The sequence below is a fragment of the Pseudoalteromonas sp. SR41-7 genome, from assembly GCF_014163935.1.
GTDB lineage: Bacteria > Pseudomonadota > Gammaproteobacteria > Enterobacterales > Alteromonadaceae > Pseudoalteromonas > Pseudoalteromonas distincta.
In genome coordinates, this window is sequence record NZ_JACJEF010000012.1 from 52,886 (window position 1) to 77,857 (window position 24,972).

The following is a 24,972-nucleotide window of genomic DNA, read 5'->3' on the forward strand; positions in this document are numbered from 1 at the left end:
TGTTTTATTACACTTTCTTACTGCCCATGAAAGACATTTAATAATACCCTAGATGGTATTAAGGAATTCTTTTAGGGACGCTCATGAAAAAAACACTTATCGCATCAGCTTTATTACTAGCAGCACCGAGCTTTGCAGCCGATTGGCAAACTATTCATACCGAACATTTCAACATTCACTACAGTGTTGAGCATGCTGATTTTGCTAATTCAACTGCAGCAGAGCTTGAAATAGTACGCACCAAAGTGCTTGAGCAGCAAAACCGAGCACTTGATAAAACAGTTGATGTAGTGGTGTTTGATCCCCTAAATGCAGCAAATGGCTTTGCGCTACCTACCTCAAATAATCCTGTAATGGCACTTTTTACAACCCCACCACAATCTGACACAGTTATATCAAACAGCGCTGGCTGGCAGCAGTTACTTGTACTGCATGAATATATTCACTTAGTACACTTAGCACAGCCTACACGCAATCACTGGCAGCAAAAAGTACGTGGTATATGGGATTTATACGACTTAACTTACAATGATACACCGCGCTGGGTAGCCGAAGGTTATGCCACATTGATTGAGTCTAAAATGACGGGCCGTGGGCGTTTATTTGATAACTACTCAGAGTCAATACTGCGAGAATTTGCTCAGCAAGGTGCTTTGCCAACCTATGGGCAATTAAATGGCGAGCAGGGCTTTATGGGCGGCTCAATGGCGTATTTAATGGGTAGTCGCTTTTTAAATTGGCTAGAGCAAAACTATTCAGAGCAAACACTCGATAGTGTTTGGACGCGAATGCAAGGCGTAAAAACGCGTGACTTTGATGAGGCATTTAGCGGTGTGTTTGGGCAAAGTGCAGCCAAGCTATATCGCCGATTTATAGCTGAATATACCTATAAAGCAATGCAAATAGAACAAGGAGAGCCGTTACTTAATAGTGAACTTTGGCTTGAACTTAACTTATATGCAAGTAACCCTGCACTTTCAAAAGATGGTAGTAAAATTGCAATTGTTGAGCGAGACAAAGAGAGCAATACCAAGCTTATAATTTATAGCACGGACGACAACATAAAGGCGCAAGAGGAGTTTACTAAAGCGCAAAAAGAGCTACTCAAAAACGATGCACAAGACATCCCCGATACAGCGCCAAGTGTGTTTAAGCGCGAACAAAAACAAGTGCTTAATCAAATTAATCGAGCCGGTATTGCAAACCCGCAATGGGTAAATAGCACAACGTTATATTTTAATGCGTACAGCAATGAAGAGTCGGGTATTTATAATAAAGTGTCAGACATATTTAGCTATAACACTGACACTGGATATATCACACAGCTTACCAAGCTTGCTGGTATACGACGATTTAGCGTAACCAGTAACGGTGAAACCTTGTATGGCGAGCAAATAAGAGGTGGCTACTCTGAATTAGTAAAGGTTGATCTCAATACGCAAACCACCACACCATTATTTACAAAAAGCCTTGAGACAACTTACGATTACCCAATACTCAGTCCTGATGAAACTAAATTAGCTTATTTATCAACGTCATTAAATGAAAACTGGCAATTGTATATACAAGATGTGGGTAGTAATAAGCAGCAATTAATACCTATGCCAAACGGGTATCAATATTTAAGTCAGCCTAGCTTTAGCCATAATGGTGAGTCACTTTACTTTGTTGCAGGCTTAAATAGCGCTACTGATATTTATAACTACAACATAGAGAGTAAAACACTCAGCAAGTTAACTCAGGGGCAGGAAGCCGTTGCTCACCCGATTGAAATGGCCGATGGCTCGTTACTCTATTTTTCGATAACCGCAGATGGGCCAAATGTAAAAACATTGCCAAAAGCTATAAACAGCACTGTAGTTACTGAATTTTCGGCTAATAAAAAAGCACCGCTGCTCATTGTAAACGAACATACGCTTCCAAAAGCTAAAATATATACGCATCAAACAACGCAGCAAACAAATTACAACGTGCTCGAGCAGCACGCTACTTTTGCACTAGGGACGCAGTATTATTCGGCTTCTACCAGTTTGTTAGATTTAAGCATTAAAAGTAGCGATTTATTAAAACAGCTCGACTTGCAAGCGGGATATAGCACTGATTTACACGATGGAGCACTGCACGGTGGTTATGTGCAGGCAAAATATAATGCGCTTGATGTAAAACTGAAACTTGCACTGTTTGACTATAATTTAAATACATCGCGCCAGTATCAACAAAGGCTAAATGCAGATATGGATGCCCGTGGTGGTTTTGCTGCAATAAGTTACCCTGTTAAATCTGGGCAGCTAAGTTTAACGCCGGAGCTTGCCTACAATTACACTGATTATAAACAACGCCATAAAAATTGGACGCGTTTAGGCGTTGCCCAAAGTTGGCAATATGATCGTCAAGACTTTGTGATAGGCCAAAGCCTTTATGCAAGTTGGTACGATGGCAGTAGTAAAAGTCATAGTTGGCAAGGTTACGATTTAGTCGCCAAAATTTTTGGTAAAGCGTTTGGTATTCCTCTTTATGCAAATTTTTCTCAAAAACAACGTGATGACAGCAGCCTTGCATTAGGTGGCTTTAGCTCAAATCTTATTAATCAGCAGCAAAATAGTGAATATGTACTTTCATCTGAGCTGCCTTTTTATAGCGCAGCTGCAAAGCGCTATCAAGGTTACGGTGGCGGCTTTAGCTTTAAAGAAGGCATGCCGTGGCTTTATTACAAGCAGCATCAACTCGACGGCACCGTATATGCACAAAGTTACGGGATAAAACACCAAGGTGATTTTAGTTTTGGAATGGGGCCTGCTGGTATAAATGACTTAATATTTAATATGGGACTGTCGCGAGTAGAAGGCGACAGTTTTGAGGATGAAATGCGAGCGTGGCTGAGCTTTTATTATTCGCTATAAATATTAATTGGCTAAGTTACTTATCCATCTGCAAGGATAGTAACTTAGCTTGATATACATCGATTTTTTGGTTATCACGTTCTAGTTCGATAGCTTTCTCAAGCAAGGTTTGTGTTTGTTTAATATTACCTTGTTGATAGCGAACTTTTGCGAGTTCCAAGTATAACTCAGCAATGTAAGGCGCTTTAGTAATAGCTTGCTCAAGGTGTGCTTTAGCCTGATGAGCATGGCCAGCTTGTAAGTTGTTTTTAGCGATTACTAGTAATTCATATGGGTCTTTTTCTTTATTAACTAATTGTGACGTGAGCTCTTTAACAAGCTCTTTGTCGCCTAATTTTTTAGCTAAAAGCTGATAGTTGCTGATTAAATTAATGCTTATTTCATTATTACTAAGTGCTGTTTGATAGATATTTTTAGCGCTTTGTAAATCACCTGCCCGACGATGCAAAACGCCCGCTATATTAAATAATTCAGGATCATTGGGAGTGTATTTGTTTGCTTGTAGAATAAGTGAGTAAGCAATATCCAGCTGTTTGTCTGCTAGCGCTGTTGCAGCTAAATTACTGTAAAACTTAGAAACTAAATCGTTATAATCTGCACTGCTTGAATAAAAGCTGCGACGGGTAGGAAAGTAGTCGATTAATGTGCCCGCTCTGAAAAATTCAACAATATTATCATCTTTTTTCTCTACTTTTGGGGCGTATACTCTTGTTCTAAAGTGGCTTGCTACATAAACAACATTATTTTCTTTTGCGTATACAGGCTGACTTGTTACTTCTTGAAAGCTCGTTTCTAATCCGAGAGCTTGTGCATAGCTTTGTGTTAAAACAGCTAAGCTAATGCAGTTGCCTTGCGAAAGTTTTAAGGCTTGGGCTGAAGTAAGTGTATCGCCGTGGTATTTAAAGTTAGCTAAGTTGCTTTCGAGGTAGTTGTAAATAATGCGGTCATGACGGATTTCAGACTGTTTTTGTTTTTCGGCATAGGCTAAAAATTTTTCTTTTTCAGCATTTGGCAGCTCGAAAATACTGTACTCAGAAGGAGTGTCGAGTTTATTAAACAAAGAATGGTTTAATAGTTGTTCAAGCTCTATTTGTTGTTCTACTTGGTGAACCTTGGTTGTGTTACATCCAACTAAATATAAAAAAGTAATACAGACTGCTATTTTATAAAACATCATAAACCCACTCCATTGTTAAATTTTACATTACAATGTGGTGGGTTTTTAATCAAGCACTTGCTGTACTGCGTTTACTTGAGCGATTTTTTTGTGATTGTTTTTTACGTTTACGGCGGGTAAACCACAAGTAAAAACCAGTACCTGCTAGCCACACTGGGCTCAAACCAATTACGCACCACAGTATTTTACTTATTAGCCCTGCAAAGTAGCCAAAATGAAGTTTTCTAAAGCTATCAATTACTTGCCAGCCAACGCCTACTTCGCGAATATCCCAGTTAGTTAAATGTTCGCCTGTATGCTTATCGTAGCTAACCGTATTAGCGTATTCGCTCGCAAGCGGGTTATTTGTATCGACTTCGCCGAATAAGGTGATATTTTCGTCAGGCTCGAGCGGCATAACTAAAAACGTACCATTAAAAGTGGGTATTTGCTTTTTACTGTCATCGAGTATGTGTTGAAACGAAATATCGCTACTGTGCAAGTTTTTGGTTAGTACAAAGTGCTCTTCCTCAGCGTGTTCAATAACTTCGTGATACCACACCGCCCAGTTAAAGTAGCCACCTGTAATAGCTAAAATAATAATGATGGGCGACCCTATCACCCCAGTCATTTTATGAATGTCGCTAAGTACAATTTGCAGTGTTGCACGCCAGCGCACACTAAATAGGCGCTGCCAAAATTTACGATAAATAATAAGTCCTGTAATACCTAATACCAATAAAAACAGAGCAAAAAAGAAGCCTAGTACTGTGCCTGTTTGCCCTGGCAGGTTTTTAAAGTCGTTAAGTAAAAAGGTGTAATGCAGTTCTAAAAACCAATCAGTAAAATAATGGCTGGTACCAACAGGCTCTGACAAAATGTCACCCGTATACTGGTTTAAATGAAACTTATACCATTGCTCTGTCCCGCGTTTAACTAAGTAAACCCGATCAGCAGTATCATCGTTAAATATCTCCCAACTACCTACTAAATACTCAGGGTAAGCAAGCTCTGTTTTTGCGATTAATTTGTCGATTGGCATGCGCTCTGGCAGTGCTTTTACAACATAGTGACTGCTTGGCATAAGTAAGCCATCTATTTCACTTTTAAAAACTAATACGCTCCCTGTAATACTAATAACAATCAAGGGAATGAGAGCTATAAGAGCGATCCAACTGTGAATTTTAAAAAGAGTTTTTCTCATAGATAGTTTTATATATTGCAGTTAATGACTTGCGCATGATAACAACTATCATTTTCATTTAATAGCTTGTGAGTAGGTTTTCTATTAAATAGGTAAACCGTGAACTTAATTCTACGGTTTTTGTATACCTAGCTTTCCAGTACCTAAAATAAGAATATCTTATTTAGTTGAGTTAAATTTACGCGGCTCTACAATGCCGCGCTCATAGTAAAAGCCTTTTAAAAACAGATGTTTATTAAATGTTTTTATTTCTGTTTTTAATTAACATTTATATAACGAGCGAGGTTGCTTTGGCGCATTATTTGCCTATATTGTCTTCTTTTATTTTGGTTTTTAGTTTTTTACCATTACTAAACAAAATTCGAAAAAATCGTAGTGTCTCTGGTTTGTCACTATTAATGATGACATTTGGATTAGCACAAAGCCTTTATTTTATAACCTACAATATTTTCTTTGAGCGCTATTATATTGCGTTACCATTTATTGTAACCGGTGCGTTAAGCGGGCTTATTTTATATTTTTTTGCACGTTTCAATGCAGCTAAACGAGAACGTGTACAGCTGGTTACTATGCTAGGTTTTTCGTTACTGCCTTTTTCACTGCTTTTAAATTCAAGCCTTCATACTGCAACGGTATTAAGCGCTTTAACGTATGTTGGTCTTGTGATGAGTTCGGTACGTGTTATGCCGCAAACTTATAAAACATTGCGTACGGGTAATGTGAGTAATTTAAGCGCGCGCTACTTTAGCTTGCAGTTTATTGCTGGTATTTGCGGCTTAGTTGTTGAGCTTACAACAGTTGCTCCAAGCACGGCGCACTTACTTATGTTTATTATGCTATTGCTTACCAATGCTGTGCAATTTGGTTGTATGCAATATTATAGAATGCGACCTGTAATGGCTTAAAAACAAGCTACTTAAGTTCCTATTTAACCTAATTTATGGCAAATTACTTTATCTAACAAAAGGATAAAGTATGAATTGGAATCAGTTTGGGTATATATGCCGTGTTAAAAGCTCAAAAACACTAAGTACGGAGCAAAAATTACAGCTTTGTTCAGAGTCTCATTTACAAATTTATAAAGATAATGGGTCGCACAGTGAGTTGGCTCATAATATCGCTTGGCAAATAGCGGAAGATGAAGAAACCTCGCAAAAGCAAACCGCTTGCTATAAAAACATTCCCGATCTTATTAATGAGTTTAAATTTGAACATAAAGGGTGGTTAATTTATTTAACTGCTGTTTTTATTATTTATTGCTTTACCTCACAGCTGTATCAAAGCTTTGTTGTTCCTCAGTTTGTAGAAATGTATAGCTCATTTAGTCCTTCATTAAGCGCGACATTCGACTATTACCTTACCTACTGGTATGTCCCTATAATGCTACTTGCTTTGCTATTGATTATTATTGTTATGGCTATCATTAAGCTCAAAAATGCTAGTTCCTTAACTACAACTACTCCTTTTTCGGGTATGTATAATATTTTATTACCGCGTCGTTTACGCAATGAATATGATGCATTAATTGCAATCATAGAGTTTCCTTATGCTTATAAAAAAGGTTTTAAAGCAACAACGGCAGAGACAATACATTTTGAAAAATGTGAGTCGTTAGGCCTTGAACTCAACGATGAATTTACTGTGTTACTTAAGCAAAAGTTAATGTCGTTTAATGCGATGGCTAAAAGCTATATTAATAAATTAGTAATTTTATACGGCATAGTTATTGTGGTGTCGGTTTATTTATTTGTAAAAATGGCTTATCAGCCAATATTTATGATGGGAGAAGTATTATGAAAACAAAAGGATTTACCCTAATAGAGTTAATGGTTGTAGTGTCAATGATTGGTATTTTGGCGGCTATTGCACTACCTCAGTACAGTAAGTATTTACAAAGAGCCGAATTAGTTGATCCACTTGCAATGGCTGCTGCCATTAGAGAAGACGTTACGGTTTATTATCTTGAAAACAGGCGTTTTCCAGCAAGTAATGAACAAGCCGGTGTACCTGCAAGTAAATTTTTGATTGGCAATCGGGTAACGGGTATTACAGTTGATAATGGTGCTATTCATATTAGCTTGGGTAATAAAGCTTCACAGCTTTTGAAAAATACAGTTTTAACATTCAGACCGGCTGTTGTAACGGGAAGCCCTACAAGCCCAATTGCGTGGTTATGTGGGTTTGACGAGCCGGTGACTGGCATGCAAGCGGTTGGCGAAAATAAAACAACAGTACCAAAAGAAATTTTACCTTCAGCGTGTATATAAAATAGTTTGGGGAATTAAAATGCAATTAGCTATTCATCAAATTGATGCGTTTACGGATGAGTTATTTAAAGGTAACTATGCGGCAGTGATCACACTAGAATCGTGGTTAAGTGACGATTTAATGCTAAAGATTGGCGCTGAGAATAACGTATCTGAAACTGCTTTTACCTACCAGCAAGACGATGAAAGTTTTGTTATTCGCTGGTTTTCGCCGTTGATGGAAATCGACTTTTGTGGTCACGCCACACTTGCGGCTGCCTATGTTTTATGTGAAGAGCATAACATATCGCAAATTCGCTTTATTGCTGATGCGGTGGGCGAGCTAATCGTTAATAGAAACGCTGATGGCAGCTTTGCAATGACCTTTCCTAAGCAAGCACCGGTTGAAGTGCAAAATGTACCGCAGCAATTGCTTGATGGCTTGTCTATACAACCGAGTAAAGTACTTAAAAATCGCCAAGCTTACTTTGCTATTTATGAAAATGCCGATCAAATACTTGAATTAAAAACTAACTCTGAGCTTTTAAAAACGCTTTATCCACTTGATGTAGTGGCCACTGCTCCAAGTGCTGAATATGATTTTATATCTCGCTATTTTTGGCCTGCAAGCGGTGGCGACGAAGATTATGTAACGGGCTCAATTCATACTGGCTTGGCACCTTACTGGGCGCAGCAATTTGGTAAAACTACGTTAAGTGCTTATCAGGCTTCAAGCAGAGGCGGGCATTTAATTTGCAAAGTGGATGATACAACCGTCACTTTGACCGGGCATGCTGTAAGGTATTTAAAAGGCACTATTTATATTTAAACTGTGAATTAAGTTATAAAAAAGGCCACGTAAATCGTGGCCTTGGTTTACTCAATTAGTAGAGGTATTTTATGCTTCTAGCGCTTTTGCAATTAAGCGATCAATATATTTTTTATGCGCTTTAGTTGCTGTATCTGCACCCCAAGCAACACTGGTATCGGCTATTTGAGTTAGCTGATATAACGCGGCTGTTTTAGCTAAGTTATCGTATTTGCTTGCTTTGCCAAGACCAGCAATTGCAATTAACTGGTTAACATACTCAATTTGTAAATTGTGACTAATAGAGTTTGCGTCTTTGTTTTTCACGAAAATGCTGGCGGTTAAATCTTCCATAAACTGAGTTAGGCTATATTCGTTACCGTACAAAGCAGTATCAGAAATACGCAGTAATACCGCTGGGTGTAATAGCTGTGCAAGTACAGACTTTTGCATTCCTAAAATCATTTGGTGTGCTTTAGGGTCTTCATTTTTGCCATAGTGATTAAAACCACGACGTTGCAGCTGTAAGTAGCTATAAAGAGGTTGCATGTTTTGTAGTACATCTGGTGCAAATACAAACTTGGCTAGTATATCCATTGCTTGTGTTTGACGCTCAAGCGATACCGGTGTAAATGGTTTATCTGCATTTGTATCACCCACTACAGCGCGCTCAACGTATACGCCACCAATCTGGCGAGAAACCACACCTGCTTGAGCTCGGTACTGACCAAATAAGCTATTAGCAGAGGTAACAAGCTGTTGGTAAGACTCACCTTTAACCGTTGCTTTATCTTTTAGCTCAGTAAATAGTTTATTAATTAGTGCCATACGATCTGCGCCATAGGCAGCAGGGTTTGACGACAAATCACCAATCATTACACGTGGATCTATATGGCGACCTGGTGCGCGCATATCGTCTGCATCGTTACCAAAGGCAAGGGCATGTTCACTTGAACGAGCAAGTATTTTTTCAAGTCGAGCTTGCTCAGCAGCTTCATCTGCAAGCGCTACGCTGTAGCCATAGTTAATTGCCCAATCATCGTAAGGACCAGGTTTTGTTTGAAAAATATCACCTTGCTGCATACCAATTGGGGCAATGTTAGCGGGTGCATAATCCATAACAGAACCGGTTACTATGCCTTGTGTTTTGTTTTTATCGTGTACTTCTTTTTCATCCCACAAAATTGATGATTTCATATTATGGTTAAGACCTAAAGTATGGCCAACTTCGTGAAGTACCAATTGCGTTAGACCTTGGCGAAGCATTTCTTTATCTTCAATTTTGTCGCCGCTAGCAAGGCCTTTGGCAAGCATTAGATTTTGTTGAATCTCATGCCCAAGAGAGCAATTTAGCTCGCCGGTATTTGTTGTTTCACCGTGGCTCATTGTTCCTTGTGTGAAAAGTGTGTCGTAAATCCAGCGGTTTTTCATAAATACAAACTCAAGCATAATGTCTGAGCCCAGTATTTCGCCTGTTAATGGGTTAGCAAGTGCTGGCCCGTATCCGCCAAATGGAGGCTTAGGTGACGAAGTCCAACGCAGTACGTTGTAATTGATATCGCCCGCATCCCAGTCTGCATCGTCTGGTTGTACTTTTACCTCTAAGGCATTTTTAAAGCCGGCTTTTTCAAAAGAGGTATTCCACGTTAAAACAGCGTCACGAATAGTATCGCGCCATTCAATGGGTGTGGTGTTTTCTATCCACCAAGTAATTGGTTTTACTGGCTCTGAAAGCGCAGCACTTGAGTCTTTCTTTTGTAAGTCCCAGCGTTTTATAACATCTTGATAAGGTGCCCAATCGGTAGATGTCATTTGATCAAATTGATTTGTAAAATAACCAATGCGCGCATCATCCATACGTGGTGCGTAGTTATTGCTAGGTAGAGCGACAAACGAGTGCTGAACTTTTACCGATACGCTACGCGGGTCGCTTACTGCATTTGAGCCACGTACCGTTGGGCTTGGGTTAGTAAATACGTAATCAACAACCACGTCTAAGTTATTAGGATATGGACGCTGTTTAATAATGCGTGATTTTTTATCGTCTAGTTTACCTACTTTAAAGCGTTTTTTAGCGTTTTTATCTGCTGGATTTGGCGTAGGTGATACTTTATGAAGTGCTTCGCTTAAAAATAACTTATTTACATTAAATGCTATTTTACCGTCTTCTTCTTTTTCTATTTTAATGCTCGCAAGTACCGCTTCACTAATATTGGCATCACTTGCTTTTGAAATTGCACTACTTTCGTCAAATTTGTAGCGAGGTGTTTTGCTAATAATATCGATACGGTCAAAGTATTTTCTAAATTCAATTAATTTAGTTTCGCGGTACGAACCACGATAATGGCCTGCATCTGTAACGCCATCGACAGTGTGCGCAAAATACACAAACGGCGTATTGAGTTGGGATTCGTTAATCACCATAAGGTGCTTACCGGTTTTTTCGTCTTGATAAAGGCTAAATATACCGGCAAATTCGGTTTGTCCTTTGATCATTTCGCTAAGTGTTTTTGACTCTTTTTCGTCTTTTTTATCGGCTGCAAATGCATGGCTGCCAAACGCTAAGCTAAGCGCAAGGGTGATGGTCGTTAATTTCATTTTGAGACTTTTAATATTTGTTAATTTAATTGGACTGTACGTAAATTAATTTAATTTCGCACATCTTCGCGATGAAATTTAAGTGTTTAACGCTAATAAACTGATATTAATGAATAAAAGTTTGTAACAAAATATAACGAATGAGGTGAGCTGCATGTGAAGTTATATTCTATAGCCCTAAATAGCAGCGGTTTATATGTATTTGCAACAGTTGCTTACAAATGTCACCTTAATGTTTCATATGGCTCTGGTATTATGGCGTTAATAGAATTTTGGGGATAATAGGATATGCAAACAAATTCACTTAGATGGGTTTTTCCATTTGTAGCGCTCATTGTTGGTGTTGTTGGCTTTATGGGAATCAATGCCATTGCAAAAGATCCAGAAAAAAAAGAAGTAATTGATACTCGTCCAACAGTGCAAGTTGAGCCAGTGATTGCAAACGATCATCAAGTTATTATTAATAGCTACGGTGAAGTAAAGCCTCTTGAAAATACACTGCTCTCGGCGCAGGTGTCGGGCGAGGTGTTAAGTTGGCATCCTAATTTTGTAGCCGGTGGCATAGTTGCTCGCGGTGAAACCTTATTCACTATCGAAAAAGACAACTATGAAGCAGCAGTACTTGTTGCAGAGGCCGAGCTTGCTCGCGCACAAGCGGGTTTAATAGAGGAACAAGCTCAAGCTCAAGTAGCCGAAGACGAAGCCAAGCGCTTTCCAAGTAAAGCGCGCACAGATTTATTTTTACGTAAACCTCAAGTGCTCAGTGCACAAGCATCTGTTAAGTCGGCGCAAGCTGCATTAAAGCGCGCGCAACGTGATTTGGATAATTGTGATGTTACAGCCCCTTACGACGCATTGGTTATTAGTCGAAATATAGGTGTTGGACAATTTGTCACTATGGGTTCGCAAGTTGCTGAACTCAATAATATTGAGACCGCTGAAGTGATTATTCCTATAGCAGGGTTCGATAGCGTTTTTTTGCCAGAGCGTATTAAAGGTATTACCGCAACGATTATTCAAAAAGGCCTAAACAGCTTCACCCGTGAAGGTGTAATTGACCGCGACCTAGGGATTGTTGATAACGCTACGCGTATGAGCAGTTTAGTAGTGCGTATAGAAGACCCATACGGTCTTAAGAATATACAACCAGCCATTAAGTTTGGTAGCTACGTACAGGTAAATTTTGCAGGTGCAATGCTTAATAATATTTACCGCTTACCGCAAGAGTTAGTTAATAACAAAACCGTATGGATCGTTAATGAAGAGCAGCAACTTGAGCCGCGCAAAGTCACAGTTATTCGTGAAGAGGGTGAGTACTTTTACATCAGTGATGGTTTGCAAACAGATGATAAGTTGGTGATTACTTTGCCAGAATATCCGCAAAAAGGCATGGCTGTAAAAATTGTGGGCCTTCAAAATACTAAAAATACAGAGGCACTTGAAAATGCTTCCACTGAAAAATTATAAAGGTAGGCTGAGTTATGAGTAACACTGAACTACCAAATACAGCGCCTAACGCTGAAAAACAAACCGGTATTATTGCTTACTTCGCTAATAACTCCGTTGCTGCCAACCTAATGATGATTTTTATTGTGGTGATGGGAATTATTAGCTTTCTAAATATCCAACGCCAAATGTTCCCTAATGTAGAAATTAACTACATTAATATTGAAGCTAACTACCCCGGCGCTTCACCACAAGAAATAGAAGAAAGCATACTTATAAAAATTGAAGAGTCGCTAAAAGATGTGACCGAAATTAAAAAAGGTGTGTACAGGGCATTTAGAAATGGCGGTACAGCAAGTCTTGAAATAAATACTGATGTAGAGCTGACCGATATACTCGATAAAGTTAAATTACGGGTTGATGGTATAGCAACGTTTCCTGCCGGTATGGAACCGGTCACCATAAGTCAAGTTGAGTTTAGGCAAGATGTTATAGGTATGACACTCGTTGCCGACATACCGCTAACTGAGCTTAAGCCTATAGCAAACCAAATAGAAGATGAGTTACTACAGCTATCTAACGTGTCGTTAGTGGTAAACGATGTTCCTCTTGATGAAATAGCAATTGAAATCGAACCCGATACGCTGCGTCAGTATAACCTAACCCTTAGTGATGTAATGAATGCAGTGCGTCGTTACTCAGCTAACTTTTCGGCGGGGCAGCTAAAAACAGACGCAGGTGTTATTTCTGTTCGCGTCGAAAATCAGTTTTACTCTGGTGAAGAATTTAGGCAAATACCGGTAAAAATAGGGGCTAATGGCGCTAAAGTGTTACTCCAAGATATTGCCGTGATTAAAGATCAGTTCACTGAAGGTGAGCGTTACTTTAAATTCAATGGTGAAAATGCAGTTTATATATCGGTAAAAGCGACTGAAGAGCAAAGTATTATCCCAGTTGCTGATTCAGTAAAAGCATTTATAGAATTAAAAAACAAAGAGCTACCACTGGGGGTTCGTTTAGAGCCACTAATGGATTTTACGTATTACCTAAATGCCCGCTTAGACATGATGGTTACAAACCTCATTCAGGGCGCTATTTTGGTTGCAATTATGCTATCAATCTTTTTACGCTTTAAGTTGGCATTATGGGTGATGATTGGTTTGCCAGTGTGCTTTTTGGGCGCAATGATGATGATGCCATTGTTTGGTGTAACCATTAATATTTTATCACTTTTTGCCTTTATTATGGTGCTAGGGATTGTGGTGGACGACGCCATTGTCATAGGCGAAAGTGCCTACACCGAAATAGAAAAAAAAGGCGGTGGTGTTGTTAATGTGATTAATGGCGCAAAACGCGTAGCAACCCCTGCAACTTTTGGTGTACTAACTACCATTGCAGTATTTGCTCCGTTTACGTTATCTACAGGCCCAGAAAGTGCCTTCTTTTATGGTATAGCAGTGGTGGTAATGTTGTGTTTAGTTTTTAGTTTGATTGAATCAAAGTTGATATTGCCTGCCCATATTGCTCACACTCATTTTTCACCAATAAAAGAGGGTGGCTGGCGCGATCGGTTTAATACGCGATTTTTTGGTTTTGTAAATGGCCCATATAAACGCTTTGTTATACGTTGTGTTGAATGGCGTTGGTCAGTGTTATTTTCATTTATTGCTCTATTAATCGTAACCTTTGCTTTAATCTCATCAAATCAAGTTCGTACCGGGTTTATGCCAAAAATCCCGCATGACTACCCGCAAATAAATCTAGAAATGAATGACAATGTATCTGACATACAAACAATAAATGCTATTCGTGAAATAGAAGCGATGGTGATTGCGATTGATGAAGATACCGAACGCAAATATGGTCAAAAACTCATAAGAGATATTTTAGTATTTAACCAAGGGCGAACTGAAGCACAAGTGCTTGTTCCCCTTGTTGATGAAAGTATAAGGCCTTATAACGCGTTTGAATTATCACGACGTTGGCGCGAGGCGATGCCCGATATTGCCGGTGTTAAATCATTAACCATTTATGATGATGTAAATGGAGGGAGCAGTGACGGCGAATTTGGTTATTTATTATATGGCTCTGATATTGATACATTAAATAATGCAGGACGTCGTTTTATAGAGTTGCTGCAACAGCAAGAAGGTTTGTTTGATATTAGCTCAACAATAGATCCTGCAAGTAAAGAAGTGCAAATGAGCCTAAAACCGGTCGCTTACGACTTAGGTTTAGACTTAGCTTCTATTGCAAATCAAGTTGGGGCAAGCTTTTACGGTGGTGAGGCTCAACGTGTTATTCGCCGAGGCGAGGAAGTACGTGTAATGGTGCGTTACCCTAAACTGACTCGAGAGGCATTTTCGTCACTTAAGCATGCGGTTGTTACTACCCCGCAGGGCCGTGAAGTACTGCTTGGTGATGTAGTTGAACTTACTGAAACACCAGGTATTAGTTATATCCGCCGTGAAGGGGGATATCGTACTGTGTATGTTTATGGAAACATAGATGAAGAAGTGATTGAGCCAAACGAAGTTGTAGATCAAATTAAAGAAAAGCTACTACCACAACTTAAAGAAGAATACCCAAGTGTTAAGTCAGAACTAGGTGGCGCCATTGAAGAGCAACAAGATCAGGCTAATCAGCAGAAGATGTTTTTCTTCGGCGGTATGATTTTGGTGTATATTTTATTAGCCGTACCCCTTAAGAGTTATGCGCAACCACTTATTGTTATGTCGGTGATTCCATTTAGCTTAACGGGAGCAATATGGGGGCATTACTGGTTTGGTTTGGATATAACTTTAATGTCTGGCTTTGGTATTATTGCAGCAGCAGGGGTGGTTATAAACGACTCACTCGTTATGACCGATTATGTGAATCAAGCCCGTAAAACAGGTGTTAGTATTAAAAATGCTGTAATAGATGCCGGTTGTGCTCGATTCAGACCTATATTACTTACTTCAATTACTACATTTGCAGGTGTATTGCCCATTATGTTTGAAACAAGCCTGCAGGCTAAGTTTGTAATACCTATGGCGGTAGCGCTTGGTTTTGCAGTGATGTTTGCAACATTAATAACACTTATATTAGTGCCATGCTTGTACATTATATTAAGTGATATTGGTAAGGTGTTTACACGCATTTTGGGTGGGATTAGGACTGTATTTAAACGTCGCCCGCAGAAGGTTTAGCTCAATAAATAACATACGGGCTTAAATGCCGGGTACAAAAAGCACTGAATGATTAACCATTCAGTGCTTTTTATCATTTGTTGTTACTACATTAAGTATTAAAACAACAATAATTAATCTTTAAATTGCTTATGGCAATCTTTACAGCCTTTAGCCCATGCGCCAAAAGCTTTACCAATTACGGCCTTATCGCCTGATTGAGCCGCTACTGCTAACTCATCCGCGTATTGTTGGAATGCAGTTGCTTTTTTCATAAAAGTATCGTTTTCAGACCAAACAGCAGCAAGTGCAGCTGTGTCGCCTTTATCTGTTCCTTCGTAAAACGCTTCCCATGGCATTTTTGAAAGTGCAGCTGCGTTGTTAGCACGCTTTTTAAATTGCTCTGCGTCAAAAGGTACTTTACCTTTTAGCATTGCGCCCATGTCACCAATTTGTACTGAGATCATTGAAAACGCTGCTTGGCGGTATTCAATCGCGTCACTTGGCTCTTTAAATGCAGAATTTGCCGATACGCTAAATGCACACGTTGCCAGTGCTATTGTTGCTAATACTTTTTTTAATTTCATGTTTGCCCCTGTTGAAAATTGTAATTCTTAATTCGGTATCTTGTATCTAACATCGTATTTATTCAAGTGAATACGATAGATTTAACTAAAACTTAATCGTTTATATCAATATCTGCAAATATCATCCCGCGACGCATGCTTCTAGTTGCTAAGAATACCTCACCAAGTAACGACATAAATGCACATATGAGTAATGCCATTGCTGCTACAAAACAACAAGCAATAGTCACGCCTAAGTTTATAGATTGAATGTGCGATAAAAATAACAACATAACCACAGCGCATACAAGTAATGCGCTTAATACACTTAAACTAAAAGCAATATGTATACATCGAGAACGCTTTAAAAGAGCGCGCAGCTCTGTAGCGAGTGATTTATTAAAGTCCTCGTCAGTACTTACTTTTAATCTGCGTTCTAACTGACGTGCCCTATCGGTAATACGTGCCAAACGATTAGATAAAACACCTAAAGTAGCGGCAATACCCGTGATCAAGAATACTGGGGCAACAGCTGTTTGAATTACTTTAGCCATAGTTAAAATATTTATTACTTCGTTATTCATTCCTACCCTTAATCAGTTGAGCTTGAAAATGACTTATATATCTACAGAGTACCTGATGTAGGCTTATTAAGAAAAGAGGAATTACGTTGATTTACTTTACATAGCTTCACAAAGTAAATCACAACACAGGTTATTTTTAGGTATATTTAATTACTTAATAAAAAATAAAAAACAAAAAACAACAAGGACTTTGACTGATGAAACGTACTCCATTCGCACTTGCTGCATTATCGCTAGCTATTTTAAGTGGCTGTAATCAAGCCCCTGAAGAAACCAAAAAAAATAATACACAAGTTAAAACGGTTCAAGTAGCCCAAGCTATTGCCCCAGTTGCTAAAAAAGTGCCTCATGAGATGACTATTCATGGTGACACACGTGTAGATAATTACTATTGGTTACGTGATGACGAACGTAAAGCGCCAGAGGTTATTAACTATTTAGAAGCTGAAAATACATACACAGATGCAATGCTTGCACATACTAAAACGCTGCAAAGTGAATTGTTTGAAGAGCTAAAAGGGCGTATTCAAAAAGACGATGATTCAGTCCCAGTTAAAAACGGTGATTATTTTTACTCAACGCAAACACGTGGCGATAACGAGTACACTACTTACTTACGCAGCAGCGATTTTGCAGGTACGGATCAGCAAGTTATTTTAGATGTAAATGAGCTTGCGAAAGGCCATGATTATTATGCAGTAAGTGGCTTAAATGTAAGTCCGAATGGCAATTTAATGGCTTATGGCGAAGATACTGTTAGCCGTCGTATTTATAGTATAAAAATAAAAGATTTAACAACCGGTAAATTACTCGAAGATACACTTGAGGGCACCAACGGCGGTATAGTTTGGGCAAACGATAATAAAACGGTTTACTACATTAAAAAAGATTTACAAACTCTATTAGGTTACCAAGTGTATCGTCATACATTAGGTACACCACAAGCTGATGATGAGCTAATTTACGAAGAAACTGATACCAGTTATTACATGGGTATCAGTAAAAGCAAAGACGAGTCAGAAATTTATATTTGGCACAGCAGCACAGCAGCATCAGGCGTATCTGTATTAAGTGCTGATGATACTAAGGCAATGCCTAAACGCTTAATTGAGCGCGAAGCAGGGCTTGAATATGAAATTTCGAAGCTAGGAAATACTTACTACATTGTAACTAACTTAGATGCTGTAAATTTTCAGCTGATGAAAGTGGATATTGATAAAGCAGGTGACAAAGCAAATTGGCAAAGTGTGATCCCAGCGCGCGATGATATTAAACTCGAAGGCATTGATTTATTTAATGACTACTTAGTTTACCAAGAGCGTGAAATGGGCCAATCAAAGTTGATTGCGCGTGATTTAAAAACAGGTAAAGAGTTACCACTGAGCTTTAACGATAGCGCTTATACAATTGGTACTTATGGTAATAACGATATAGATAGCAGCACGTTACGTGTTTATTACACAAGCATGACTACACCAAGCTCATCGTACGATGTAGATTTAGCGACTGGCGATAAAAAACTACTTAAACAGCAAGCTGTATTAGGTGATTTTGATGCTGATAATTACGCCTCAGAGCGTATTTTTGTAACAGCACGTGATGGCATAAAAGTACCGGTAAGCTTAGTTTACCGAAAAGATGCGTTTAAAAAAGATGGTACTAACCCGCTACTGCAATACGGTTACGGCTCTTATGGCGCAACCATGGATCCTACTTTTTCAAGCACGCGTTTGAGTTTACTTGACCGTGGCTTTGTATTTGCAATTGCCCATGTACGTGGCTCGCAAATGCTAGGTCGTCCTTGGTACGAAGACGGCAAGCTACTCACTAAAAAGAATACGTTTAATGACTTTGTTGATGTAACTAAAGCATTGGTTTCTCAAAAGTATGGCGCAAAAGATGAAATATTTGCGTTAGGTGGCAGTGCTGGTGGCTTATTAATGGGCGCAGTAGCAAACCAAGCACCTGAGCTTTATAAAGGCATGGTTGCTGCGGTACCATTTGTTGACGTAGTAACCACTATGCTTGATGCAAGTATTCCACTTACAACAAATGAATACGGTGAGTGGGGTAATCCGAACGAAAAAGCGTATTACGATTACATGCTATCTTACTCGCCATACGACCAAGTATCTAAGCAAGCATATCCTAATATGCTAGTGACGACTGGCTTGCACGATTCGCAAGTTCAATACTTTGAACCTGCAAAATGGGTTGCTAAGCTGCGTGACTATAAAACTGATGACAATAAGTTACTGTTTAAAATAGATATGGAAGCAGGGCACGGTGGTGCATCGGGTCGCTTTAAGCGCTTAGAAGATACCGCGCTAAACTATGCATTTATGCTTGATTTAGCGGGTATTAAAAAGTAGTTAATATTTATATTTAAATAGATTTAACTCAATAAGGTGCTTTTTAAAAAAGCACCTTTTTTTGTGGCAAATTAAAGCTAAACATAGTGCCTTTACCAATTTCACTTTGTACGTAAATTTCGCTATCCATTAGTTTTAATAACCCTTTGCAAATAGCCAATCCTAAACCACCTTGCTGGCGCCCTTCTTTATTAGAATTACTTGCTTGGTAGTGTGGGTCAAAAATAGCATTCAGCTCATCTTCTTTTATGCCTACGCCCGTGTCTGATACATGCACAAATAATTGATTATCTTCACTGCGTTTTACATGTACTGCAATGCTGCCGCCGCGAGGGGTGTGCCTAATTGCATTATCAATTAAATTGCTCAGTACTCGCTCTAGCTTAGCGATATCGGCAACTACAGGAAAATCACAAATCGCAGGTTCTACCGACAAACTAATGCCTCTTTTATCAACGGCTAAACTAAATTTTGCCATGCAATCGTAAATGAGTTCGCCTAAATTAAAGGTTTCTTTATTTATACTTATTTCGCCATTTTCTAAGTGAGCAAGCTCAAATATTTGCTCTATGAGTAACTTTAATTGCCCACAATTATTAAGCGATACCTGTAAGTATTCTTGCTGTTCTTTTTGACTTAATTGCTCACCTGACTGATTTAATACTTCTAAAAACCCCTGCAGTGAAGCAAGTGGTGTGCGTAGGTCGTGCGATAGATGAGTTAGCAACTCTTTGCGTTGTTTATCGCCTTGTTCAAGTGCTTTAAACTGCTCGTTAATACGGGTAAGCATGGCTTGAATACTTCGCTCTAAACTATGCACTTCGTTACTTTTTTGCGTTGAGTAGTTACTTAGCTTGGTGTCGGTAAGGCTGTAGTTAGCGGCTTCAATATTACTAACATCGCGTGCTAAGCGCTGAATTGGGTTGGTAAAAAAACGTAGTAAAATTAGCATCGCAATAAATAAAAATGCGAGTGCAGAGCCAAGCCATAAAGCAGCTAGCCATAACTTATCATTATTTTTTACAGTGCTTAGTGAGGTATCGTAAGCCTCACCACCAATAATTACATATAAATAACCTTGTAGCTTATCTTGATTAAATACTGGCGCGGCTGAAAATATTTTTTGTTGCTCTTTATTACGAGGATTATCACCATAAATAGGTGCAGCGCTTGGGTCGTTAATCAGCCTTTTTAAAGGCGTTAAACTAATATGCGTGCGTTTAACTTTACCCGGCTTTGCTGAGTAAGTAAGAATTTTTCCGGTTTCGTCTACAAAATAAAATTCAAACGCAGGGCCTAATAACATCAAGGTATGAAAGAGGTTTTCAAGCGCTTTATAGTCGTAAACACCTTCTTTTATTAATGGGTTATCTTGTACTAAATGCTCGGCAAGCGCCAAATGTAAATTTTGCTCAGCATGATGTTTTGAGGTGAGTTCTAATTGCTTGCTCCAGCCGTAAACTAGGGCGCAAATAAAACAAAAAATGACAACTAGCGATATAGCTAATTTTTGATACAAAGATAATTTCATAATAGGTGTCTTAATTGAGTTGGCTAGGGTTTAGTTTGTAACCAACCCCCCAAACTGTTTCGATGATAGGCGCTTGTTGGTGTTCTTCTAGCTTGGCACGTAAGCGGTTTATATGTGAATTAACCGTGTGCTCGTAACCACTGTGTTGGTAACCCCATACTTTATCGAGTAACTGCTGACGGCTAAAAACATGATTAGGATGGCGTGCAAAGTAAACGAGTAAATCAAATTCGGTGGCGGTAAGGTTAAGGGCTTGCTTGCCTAAATACACTTGGTGCGAACTAAATTCTATATTGAGTGAGCCTACATTTAGTGTTTGTTCGCTATCAACGGGGGAGTTGTCGTTGTTTTGGCCTGCGAGTAGTTGTGATCTGTGGCGTAATTGGGTTTTGACTCTGGCTTGTAATTCGCGTGCAAAAAAGGGTTTACAAATATAATCATCGGCGCCCATTTCAAGGCCAATAACTCTGTCCATATCGCTACTCAGCGCGGTGAGTAAAATAACGGAGGTAGTAGGGTAATGCTCTTTTATTTTTCGGCATAAGCTCAAACCATCCATTTGGGGTAAGTTTATATCGAGTAAAATAAGTCCGTAGGGATGCTTAGCTATTTTTTTTAAGGCTAGTTCTGCGCTTACAACATGATCAACATGTAAGTTAAGCGACGTTAGCTGCGTGGTAATTAACTTACCTATTTCTCTGTCATCTTCTACTACTAATATTTTTTCGTGACGCATGTATAACCTCGTAAAAAGGGGGGCATCCGTGCTCCCTTACTTCCCCATTACAAGCTGGAACGTTACTGCGTGCGCGTAATTACTATTTTCGATACTGGGTTATCAAACTTATGTTCAACACCAAGTGCTGATGTAGATAATCCATCTTGATTTGAAACAATGCCTGGATGCATCGTTATTATATCGGCTGTATCGTCACGTATTTCGTTAAACCCTTCACCGCTAGCGGCAGGACCTGGCACAGTTTCAGCTGTTTCTGTATTTGCTTCCGTACCCGCATCATAAGCAGTCGTTGTGCGTGATAACGAACCGCCAACTTCTAATGTTGATACATCTAAAGAACTAAGACCGGTAAAAGCATCATTTGTATTCCCAAGCATGGCAGCAAATGACAAATTAAGCGTTTCTTGCTCTTCAACAGTAATGATTACTGTGGTGGTTTCACCAGGGCCAATAGCACCTTCAGCTGAAACTGCAGCAAGTGCACTTTCGTAGCTGAGGTATTCTTCATTTGCACCGCTTTCTGCAAGCATTTCTAAGCCAACAGAAGCTGTTGTACCGAAGGTCCAAGGTGCTTCATCTTCAAAAGCAATGACAGAGAGTGGTGACAAAGGCTGTCCTGCAGTTAAGTTACTAAAAGTAATAGTAAACTCACTGATCACAGGTTCTACAACAATTGGCTCAACAACGACCGGCTCTTCAACAACTGGGTCGTTATCATTATCGCTACACGCTGCAAGTGTGGTTGCAAGTGCAAGCACTAGTAGACTTTTTTTAAGGTTGTTAGCAGATGACATAATCATGCTCCTACTTAACTGTAACGGTTAATTGTGCTACTGGGTTTAACCATCTGTGTACTGTATTACTTAAATCGCTATTACCCGCTTCTAAATCGTCATCACCTAAGCTACCCGGGTGAATATGAATGTTAGTATTTGTATCACCACTTAATACACCTGTACCGCCAGTGCCAGCGTCGCCACCTGGAGCAGCAGGAATACCCGGAGTACCTGGTGCGCCAGAGCCTTCAACTACAAGCTCATTGTTTTGTTCTGTGCCTGCATCGTAAGCATTTAAATTAATTGTGTAAGTACCCGCTTCTGTTGGGATTTTCCAGCTGTTTAAGCCTACAAAGCCATCATTAGTTGGTAGCATCATTGCAGTTAAAGATAGGTACTCATTACCGTCAGTCGTGCTCAGTGTTGCCGTTGTAGATGCGGCTGGTGCAAGTAAACCTTCAGCTGGGTTTGCAGCCATATCACTACCCGCAGCAGTTGCTTGTGCAACTAACTCTTCAATATTGCCGCCTTCAGCCATTGTTTGTAGTGCTGTAGATGCTTGCGTTGCTACTTCAAACAGTGTGTCTTCGCTGTTGTGTGCTGTAATTAACAGTGGAGTAAAGTGAATACCTTTGGTTAGGTTAGTAACTTTTAGGTCTAATTCTGCGGCCATAGTCGATTGGCTAGCTGCCGCTAAAAGAATTGCGATTGTTAATGTAGAAGTTTTCATTATTATTTCCTGTAAGTGATGATTCGAGTTAAGTATTGAATAATCGTCTCCAGAAACTCTCACAAACTTATCACTTTTTTATCACAAGATTTCACGCTGTGATTTTTAAACATAAATACGTTGGTTGATTTGTAGACATTTGTTTAGTTAAGAGGCAACATACATAAAACAAAAAGGAGAGTGTTATGGAAGAAAATCAGCAGGTTGAACCAGTTAATAAAGATGACCGTACGTGGGCTATGTTATGCCATTTAAGTGCGCTTGCTGGGTTTGTTGTGCCGTTTGGCTCAATAATTGGGCCATTAATTGTGTGGTTAATTAAAAGAGATGAAATGCCAATTGTTGACGTGCATGGTAAAAAGGCGCTTAACTTTCAAATAACGATGGCAATTGCATATGTAGTTTGTTTTGTACTGATGTTTGTAGCAGTCGGCTTAATATTACTACCTATAGTGGCAATTTTTGGGTTTGTAATGGTTGTAATGGCAAGTATTAAAGCTAATGAAGGTAAAGAGTTTAATTACCCGTTTAGTTTAAATTTGATAAAATAAACACACAATTTATTTTTATACCAATTGCATTAAATTAGTGATCTATTATAGCGATAAGAAAATAGCTCAATAACAAGGCTAAAATTATGATACATAGTTGTTCTATATAAATAATTTTTAACGTAGTTAGTGAGTTATTTAATACGCTAGAGTGATCATGTTTTTAATAAAATTGGTATTATAAACCCAGCTATAGGCTGGGTTTTTACGTTTAGCCATAAGGGCATTATGCTTTATCTCACGTTATTTATTAGCGCATTTATATCTGCGACATTACTGCCTAGCTCTTCTGAGGTGATAATGGTGGGAATGATTACTCAAGATAAAGTTAATTTATGGCTTATGTGGTGCGTAGCAACACTTGGAAATGTGTTAGGAAGCTGTGTTAATTACTGGTTAGGCACGCAGGTACTGCGTTTTAAAGATAAAAAATGGTTTCCTGTATCGCAAAAAGGGCTTGATAGCGCACAAAAGCAATTTAACAAATATGGAGTGTATAGTTTGTTATTTGCTTGGTTGCCGGTTGTGGGGGACCCATTAACGGTGATTGGAGGCATATTTAAAGTACGATTTAGTACCTTTTTACTGTTAGTAACACTAGGCAAAGGCGCTCGCTATTTAGCGGTTATCGCCCTTGCCGTAGGATTCGAAAAGCTTTTTTAAATAAGTTTTTAAGTGCTTATTTAGCCCAATCAAGCGTTAACGACACTGAGTCGGCAAAACGCAGTGCATGTGGTTTATCAACACGTGCTTTAGCGTAATGAACGCTTGGGTGCGCGTGACAAACGGCAAGAATTTCAGCAACTAATTTTTCGAGCAGTAAAAAGTGCCCTTGCTCTACTAAGCTAATAACTTCTTTGGTGATCACTTTGTAATTAAGTGCTTGGTCAACTTCATCCGTTTTACACGCATCATCAGCAGGGTAGTGAATCTCTAGATTGATCACTACATCTTGCTTTTTTTCACGCTCATCGGGGTTAAAGCCAATAAACGTACGCAGGCGTAAATTAGTAACGTTAATGATTGCATTAGCCATAGGGTTAACCTTTTATAAGCTGCAAAAATTCGTTACGTGTTTTAGGATCGCTTCTAAAGTTACCTAACATTACTGATGTACGCATGCTTGAATTTTGCTTTTCTACACCACGCATCATCATACACATGTGTTTTGCCTCAACAATAACGCCTACGCCCTTCGCGCCAGTAACTTCTTCAACTGCTTTAGCGATTTGATGCGTTAACTGTTCTTGAATTTGAAAACGGCGTGAAAACATATCAACAATACGTGCAAATTTAGACAAGCCTAATACTTTACCGTTTGGTATATAAGCAATATGGCAACGGCCAATAAAAGGCAGTAAATGATGCTCACACATAGAGTAGAGCTCTATGTCTTGTACTAACACCATGTCGTCAGCGTCAGATGTAAATACTGCTTTATTAGTTATTTCATCAAGCGTTTGACGATACCCTTGCGTTAAATATTCCATTGCTTTTGCAGCACGTTTTGGCGTATCAAGTAAGCCTTCGCGGTTAGCATCTTCACCTACAGCGGTGATGATTTTTTCATAACTTTCTTTTAATTCATTGTGCAT

At 39.1% G+C, this 24,972-nt stretch carries 21 protein-coding genes; 10 read left to right on the plus strand and 11 right to left on the minus strand.

Features of this window, described 5'->3' with window-relative positions:
• The first annotated feature begins 83 nt into the window (after positions 1-83).
• Positions 84-2,900, plus strand: a complete 2,817-nt coding sequence (locus H5092_RS15390; RefSeq protein WP_182733879.1) for a PD40 domain-containing protein — start codon at positions 84-86, stop codon at positions 2,898-2,900.
• A gap of 16 nt (positions 2,901-2,916) precedes the next feature.
• Here the strand turns inward: H5092_RS15390 and H5092_RS15395 are convergent, their stop codons facing one another.
• Both H5092_RS15395 and H5092_RS15400 read right to left on the minus strand, forming a co-directional pair.
• Positions 2,917-4,077, minus strand: coding sequence for a lipopolysaccharide assembly protein LapB (locus H5092_RS15395; RefSeq protein WP_024596092.1), 1,161 nt, complete (start codon positions 4,075-4,077; stop codon positions 2,917-2,919).
• A 49-nt stretch (positions 4,078-4,126) separates the two neighbouring features.
• Complete coding sequence (locus H5092_RS15400; protein ID WP_182733881.1) at positions 4,127-5,260, minus strand: PepSY domain-containing protein; 1,134 nt, start codon at positions 5,258-5,260, stop codon at positions 4,127-4,129.
• A 290-nt stretch (positions 5,261-5,550) separates the two neighbouring features.
• Here H5092_RS15400 and H5092_RS15405 point away from each other — a divergent pair, with 290 nt between their 5' ends.
• From H5092_RS15405 to H5092_RS15420, 4 genes are all read left to right on the plus strand, one after another.
• Positions 5,551-6,165 (plus strand): PQ-loop repeat-containing protein, encoded by a 615-nt coding sequence (locus tag H5092_RS15405; protein ID WP_182733883.1) that lies wholly within the window; start codon positions 5,551-5,553, stop codon positions 6,163-6,165.
• Between the two features lie 70 nt (positions 6,166-6,235).
• Entirely contained in the window at positions 6,236-7,057 is an 822-nt protein-coding gene (locus tag H5092_RS15410; RefSeq protein WP_182733885.1) for a hypothetical protein, read from the plus strand.
• Positions 7,054-7,527 (plus strand): pilin, encoded by a 474-nt coding sequence (locus tag H5092_RS15415; protein ID WP_182733887.1) that lies wholly within the window; start codon positions 7,054-7,056, stop codon positions 7,525-7,527. The genes H5092_RS15410 and H5092_RS15415 overlap by 4 nt, the downstream gene beginning before the upstream one ends.
• A 19-nt stretch (positions 7,528-7,546) precedes the next feature.
• Positions 7,547-8,335, plus strand: a complete 789-nt coding sequence (locus H5092_RS15420) for a PhzF family phenazine biosynthesis protein (RefSeq protein WP_182733889.1) — start codon at positions 7,547-7,549, stop codon at positions 8,333-8,335.
• Between the two features lie 69 nt (positions 8,336-8,404).
• Here the strand turns inward: H5092_RS15420 and H5092_RS15425 are convergent, their stop codons facing one another.
• Entirely contained in the window at positions 8,405-10,912 is a 2,508-nt protein-coding gene (locus tag H5092_RS15425; protein ID WP_182733892.1) for a zinc-dependent metalloprotease, read from the minus strand.
• A 288-nt stretch (positions 10,913-11,200) separates the two neighbouring features.
• On the opposite strand from H5092_RS15425, the gene H5092_RS15430 reads away from it, so the two are divergent.
• Together H5092_RS15430 and H5092_RS15435 are read left to right on the plus strand one after the other, a co-directional pair.
• Entirely contained in the window at positions 11,201-12,379 is a 1,179-nt protein-coding gene (locus tag H5092_RS15430; RefSeq protein ID WP_182733894.1) for an efflux RND transporter periplasmic adaptor subunit, read from the plus strand.
• A gap of 14 nt (positions 12,380-12,393) precedes the next feature.
• On the plus strand, positions 12,394-15,549 hold the full coding sequence (locus H5092_RS15435; RefSeq protein ID WP_182733896.1) for an efflux RND transporter permease subunit: 3,156 nt from the start codon (positions 12,394-12,396) through the stop codon (positions 15,547-15,549).
• A 113-nt stretch (positions 15,550-15,662) separates the two neighbouring features.
• On the opposite strand, the gene H5092_RS15440 is transcribed toward H5092_RS15435, so the two are convergent.
• Complete coding sequence (locus H5092_RS15440) at positions 15,663-16,115, minus strand: cytochrome c (protein ID WP_024595584.1); 453 nt, start codon at positions 16,113-16,115, stop codon at positions 15,663-15,665.
• 92 nt (positions 16,116-16,207) lie between these two features.
• On the minus strand, positions 16,208-16,678 hold the full coding sequence (locus tag H5092_RS15445) for a DUF2721 domain-containing protein (protein ID WP_007377300.1): 471 nt from the start codon (positions 16,676-16,678) through the stop codon (positions 16,208-16,210).
• Positions 16,679-16,875: 197 nt separating this feature from the next.
• Between H5092_RS15445 and H5092_RS15450 the strand changes: the two genes are divergently transcribed.
• Complete coding sequence (locus H5092_RS15450) at positions 16,876-19,050, plus strand: S9 family peptidase (protein WP_182733899.1); 2,175 nt, start codon at positions 16,876-16,878, stop codon at positions 19,048-19,050.
• Positions 19,051-19,093: 43 nt separating this feature from the next.
• Here the strand turns inward: H5092_RS15450 and H5092_RS15455 are convergent, their stop codons facing one another.
• From H5092_RS15455 to H5092_RS15470, 4 genes are all read right to left on the minus strand, one after another.
• A complete protein-coding gene (locus tag H5092_RS15455; RefSeq protein WP_182733901.1) occupies positions 19,094-20,581 on the minus strand; it encodes a cell wall metabolism sensor histidine kinase WalK in 1,488 nt (495 codons plus the stop codon).
• Between the two features lie 10 nt (positions 20,582-20,591).
• Positions 20,592-21,317: a response regulator transcription factor gene (locus H5092_RS15460; RefSeq protein ID WP_024595587.1), complete on the minus strand. Its 726-nt coding sequence runs from the start codon at positions 21,315-21,317 to the stop codon at positions 20,592-20,594.
• Between the two features lie 62 nt (positions 21,318-21,379).
• Entirely contained in the window at positions 21,380-22,114 is a 735-nt protein-coding gene (locus H5092_RS15465) for a spondin domain-containing protein (RefSeq protein WP_024607274.1), read from the minus strand.
• A 10-nt stretch (positions 22,115-22,124) separates the two neighbouring features.
• Positions 22,125-22,826: a spondin domain-containing protein gene (locus H5092_RS15470; protein WP_154903805.1), complete on the minus strand. Its 702-nt coding sequence runs from the start codon at positions 22,824-22,826 to the stop codon at positions 22,125-22,127.
• Positions 22,827-23,011: 185 nt separating this feature from the next.
• Between H5092_RS15470 and H5092_RS15475 the strand changes: the two genes are divergently transcribed.
• Both H5092_RS15475 and H5092_RS15480 read left to right on the plus strand, forming a co-directional pair.
• The gene (locus H5092_RS15475) at positions 23,012-23,377 is read left to right on the plus strand and encodes a DUF4870 domain-containing protein (RefSeq protein WP_024595771.1); all 366 of its coding nucleotides are present in this window, start codon (positions 23,012-23,014) and stop codon (positions 23,375-23,377) included.
• Positions 23,378-23,605: 228 nt separating this feature from the next.
• Positions 23,606-24,040, plus strand: coding sequence for a YqaA family protein (locus tag H5092_RS15480; RefSeq protein ID WP_182195417.1), 435 nt, complete (start codon positions 23,606-23,608; stop codon positions 24,038-24,040).
• A 16-nt stretch (positions 24,041-24,056) separates the two neighbouring features.
• On the opposite strand, the gene folX is transcribed toward H5092_RS15480, so the two are convergent.
• Complete coding sequence (gene folX / locus H5092_RS15485; RefSeq protein ID WP_002962340.1) at positions 24,057-24,413, minus strand: dihydroneopterin triphosphate 2'-epimerase; 357 nt, start codon at positions 24,411-24,413, stop codon at positions 24,057-24,059.
• Positions 24,414-24,417: 4 nt separating this feature from the next.
• Positions 24,418-24,972: a GTP cyclohydrolase I FolE gene (folE, locus tag H5092_RS15490; protein ID WP_002962341.1), complete on the minus strand. Its 555-nt coding sequence runs from the start codon at positions 24,970-24,972 to the stop codon at positions 24,418-24,420.

Bases quoted from the DNA above. Each gene is read 5' to 3' on its own strand.
- H5092_RS15390 (WP_182733879.1), top strand. From the start codon at position 84: ATGAAAAAAACACTTATCGCATCAGCTTTATTACTAGCAGCACCGAGC.
- H5092_RS15395 (WP_024596092.1), bottom strand. From the start codon at position 4,077: ATGATGTTTTATAAAATAGCAGTCTGTATTACTTTTTTATATTTAGTT.
- H5092_RS15400 (WP_182733881.1), bottom strand. From the start codon at position 5,260: ATGAGAAAAACTCTTTTTAAAATTCACAGTTGGATCGCTCTTATAGCT.
- H5092_RS15410 (WP_182733885.1), top strand. From the start codon at position 6,236: ATGAATTGGAATCAGTTTGGGTATATATGCCGTGTTAAAAGCTCAAAA.
- H5092_RS15415 (WP_182733887.1), top strand. From the start codon at position 7,054: ATGAAAACAAAAGGATTTACCCTAATAGAGTTAATGGTTGTAGTGTCA.
- H5092_RS15420 (WP_182733889.1), top strand. From the start codon at position 7,547: ATGCAATTAGCTATTCATCAAATTGATGCGTTTACGGATGAGTTATTT.
- H5092_RS15425 (WP_182733892.1), bottom strand. From the start codon at position 10,912: ATGAAATTAACGACCATCACCCTTGCGCTTAGCTTAGCGTTTGGCAGC.
- H5092_RS15430 (WP_182733894.1), top strand. From the start codon at position 11,201: ATGCAAACAAATTCACTTAGATGGGTTTTTCCATTTGTAGCGCTCATT.
- H5092_RS15435 (WP_182733896.1), top strand. From the start codon at position 12,394: ATGAGTAACACTGAACTACCAAATACAGCGCCTAACGCTGAAAAACAA.
- H5092_RS15440 (WP_024595584.1), bottom strand. From the start codon at position 16,115: ATGAAATTAAAAAAAGTATTAGCAACAATAGCACTGGCAACGTGTGCA.
- H5092_RS15445 (WP_007377300.1), bottom strand. From the start codon at position 16,678: ATGAATAACGAAGTAATAAATATTTTAACTATGGCTAAAGTAATTCAA.
- H5092_RS15450 (WP_182733899.1), top strand. From the start codon at position 16,876: ATGAAACGTACTCCATTCGCACTTGCTGCATTATCGCTAGCTATTTTA.
- H5092_RS15455 (WP_182733901.1), bottom strand. From the start codon at position 20,581: ATGAAATTATCTTTGTATCAAAAATTAGCTATATCGCTAGTTGTCATT.
- H5092_RS15460 (WP_024595587.1), bottom strand. From the start codon at position 21,317: ATGCGTCACGAAAAAATATTAGTAGTAGAAGATGACAGAGAAATAGGT.
- H5092_RS15465 (WP_024607274.1), bottom strand. From the start codon at position 22,114: ATGTCATCTGCTAACAACCTTAAAAAAAGTCTACTAGTGCTTGCACTT.
- H5092_RS15470 (WP_154903805.1), bottom strand. From the start codon at position 22,826: ATGAAAACTTCTACATTAACAATCGCAATTCTTTTAGCGGCAGCTAGC.
- H5092_RS15475 (WP_024595771.1), top strand. From the start codon at position 23,012: ATGGAAGAAAATCAGCAGGTTGAACCAGTTAATAAAGATGACCGTACG.
- H5092_RS15480 (WP_182195417.1), top strand. From the start codon at position 23,606: ATGCTTTATCTCACGTTATTTATTAGCGCATTTATATCTGCGACATTA.
- folX (WP_002962340.1), bottom strand. From the start codon at position 24,413: ATGGCTAATGCAATCATTAACGTTACTAATTTACGCCTGCGTACGTTT.
- folE (WP_002962341.1), bottom strand. From the start codon at position 24,972: ATGCACAATGAATTAAAAGAAAGTTATGAAAAAATCATCACCGCTGTA.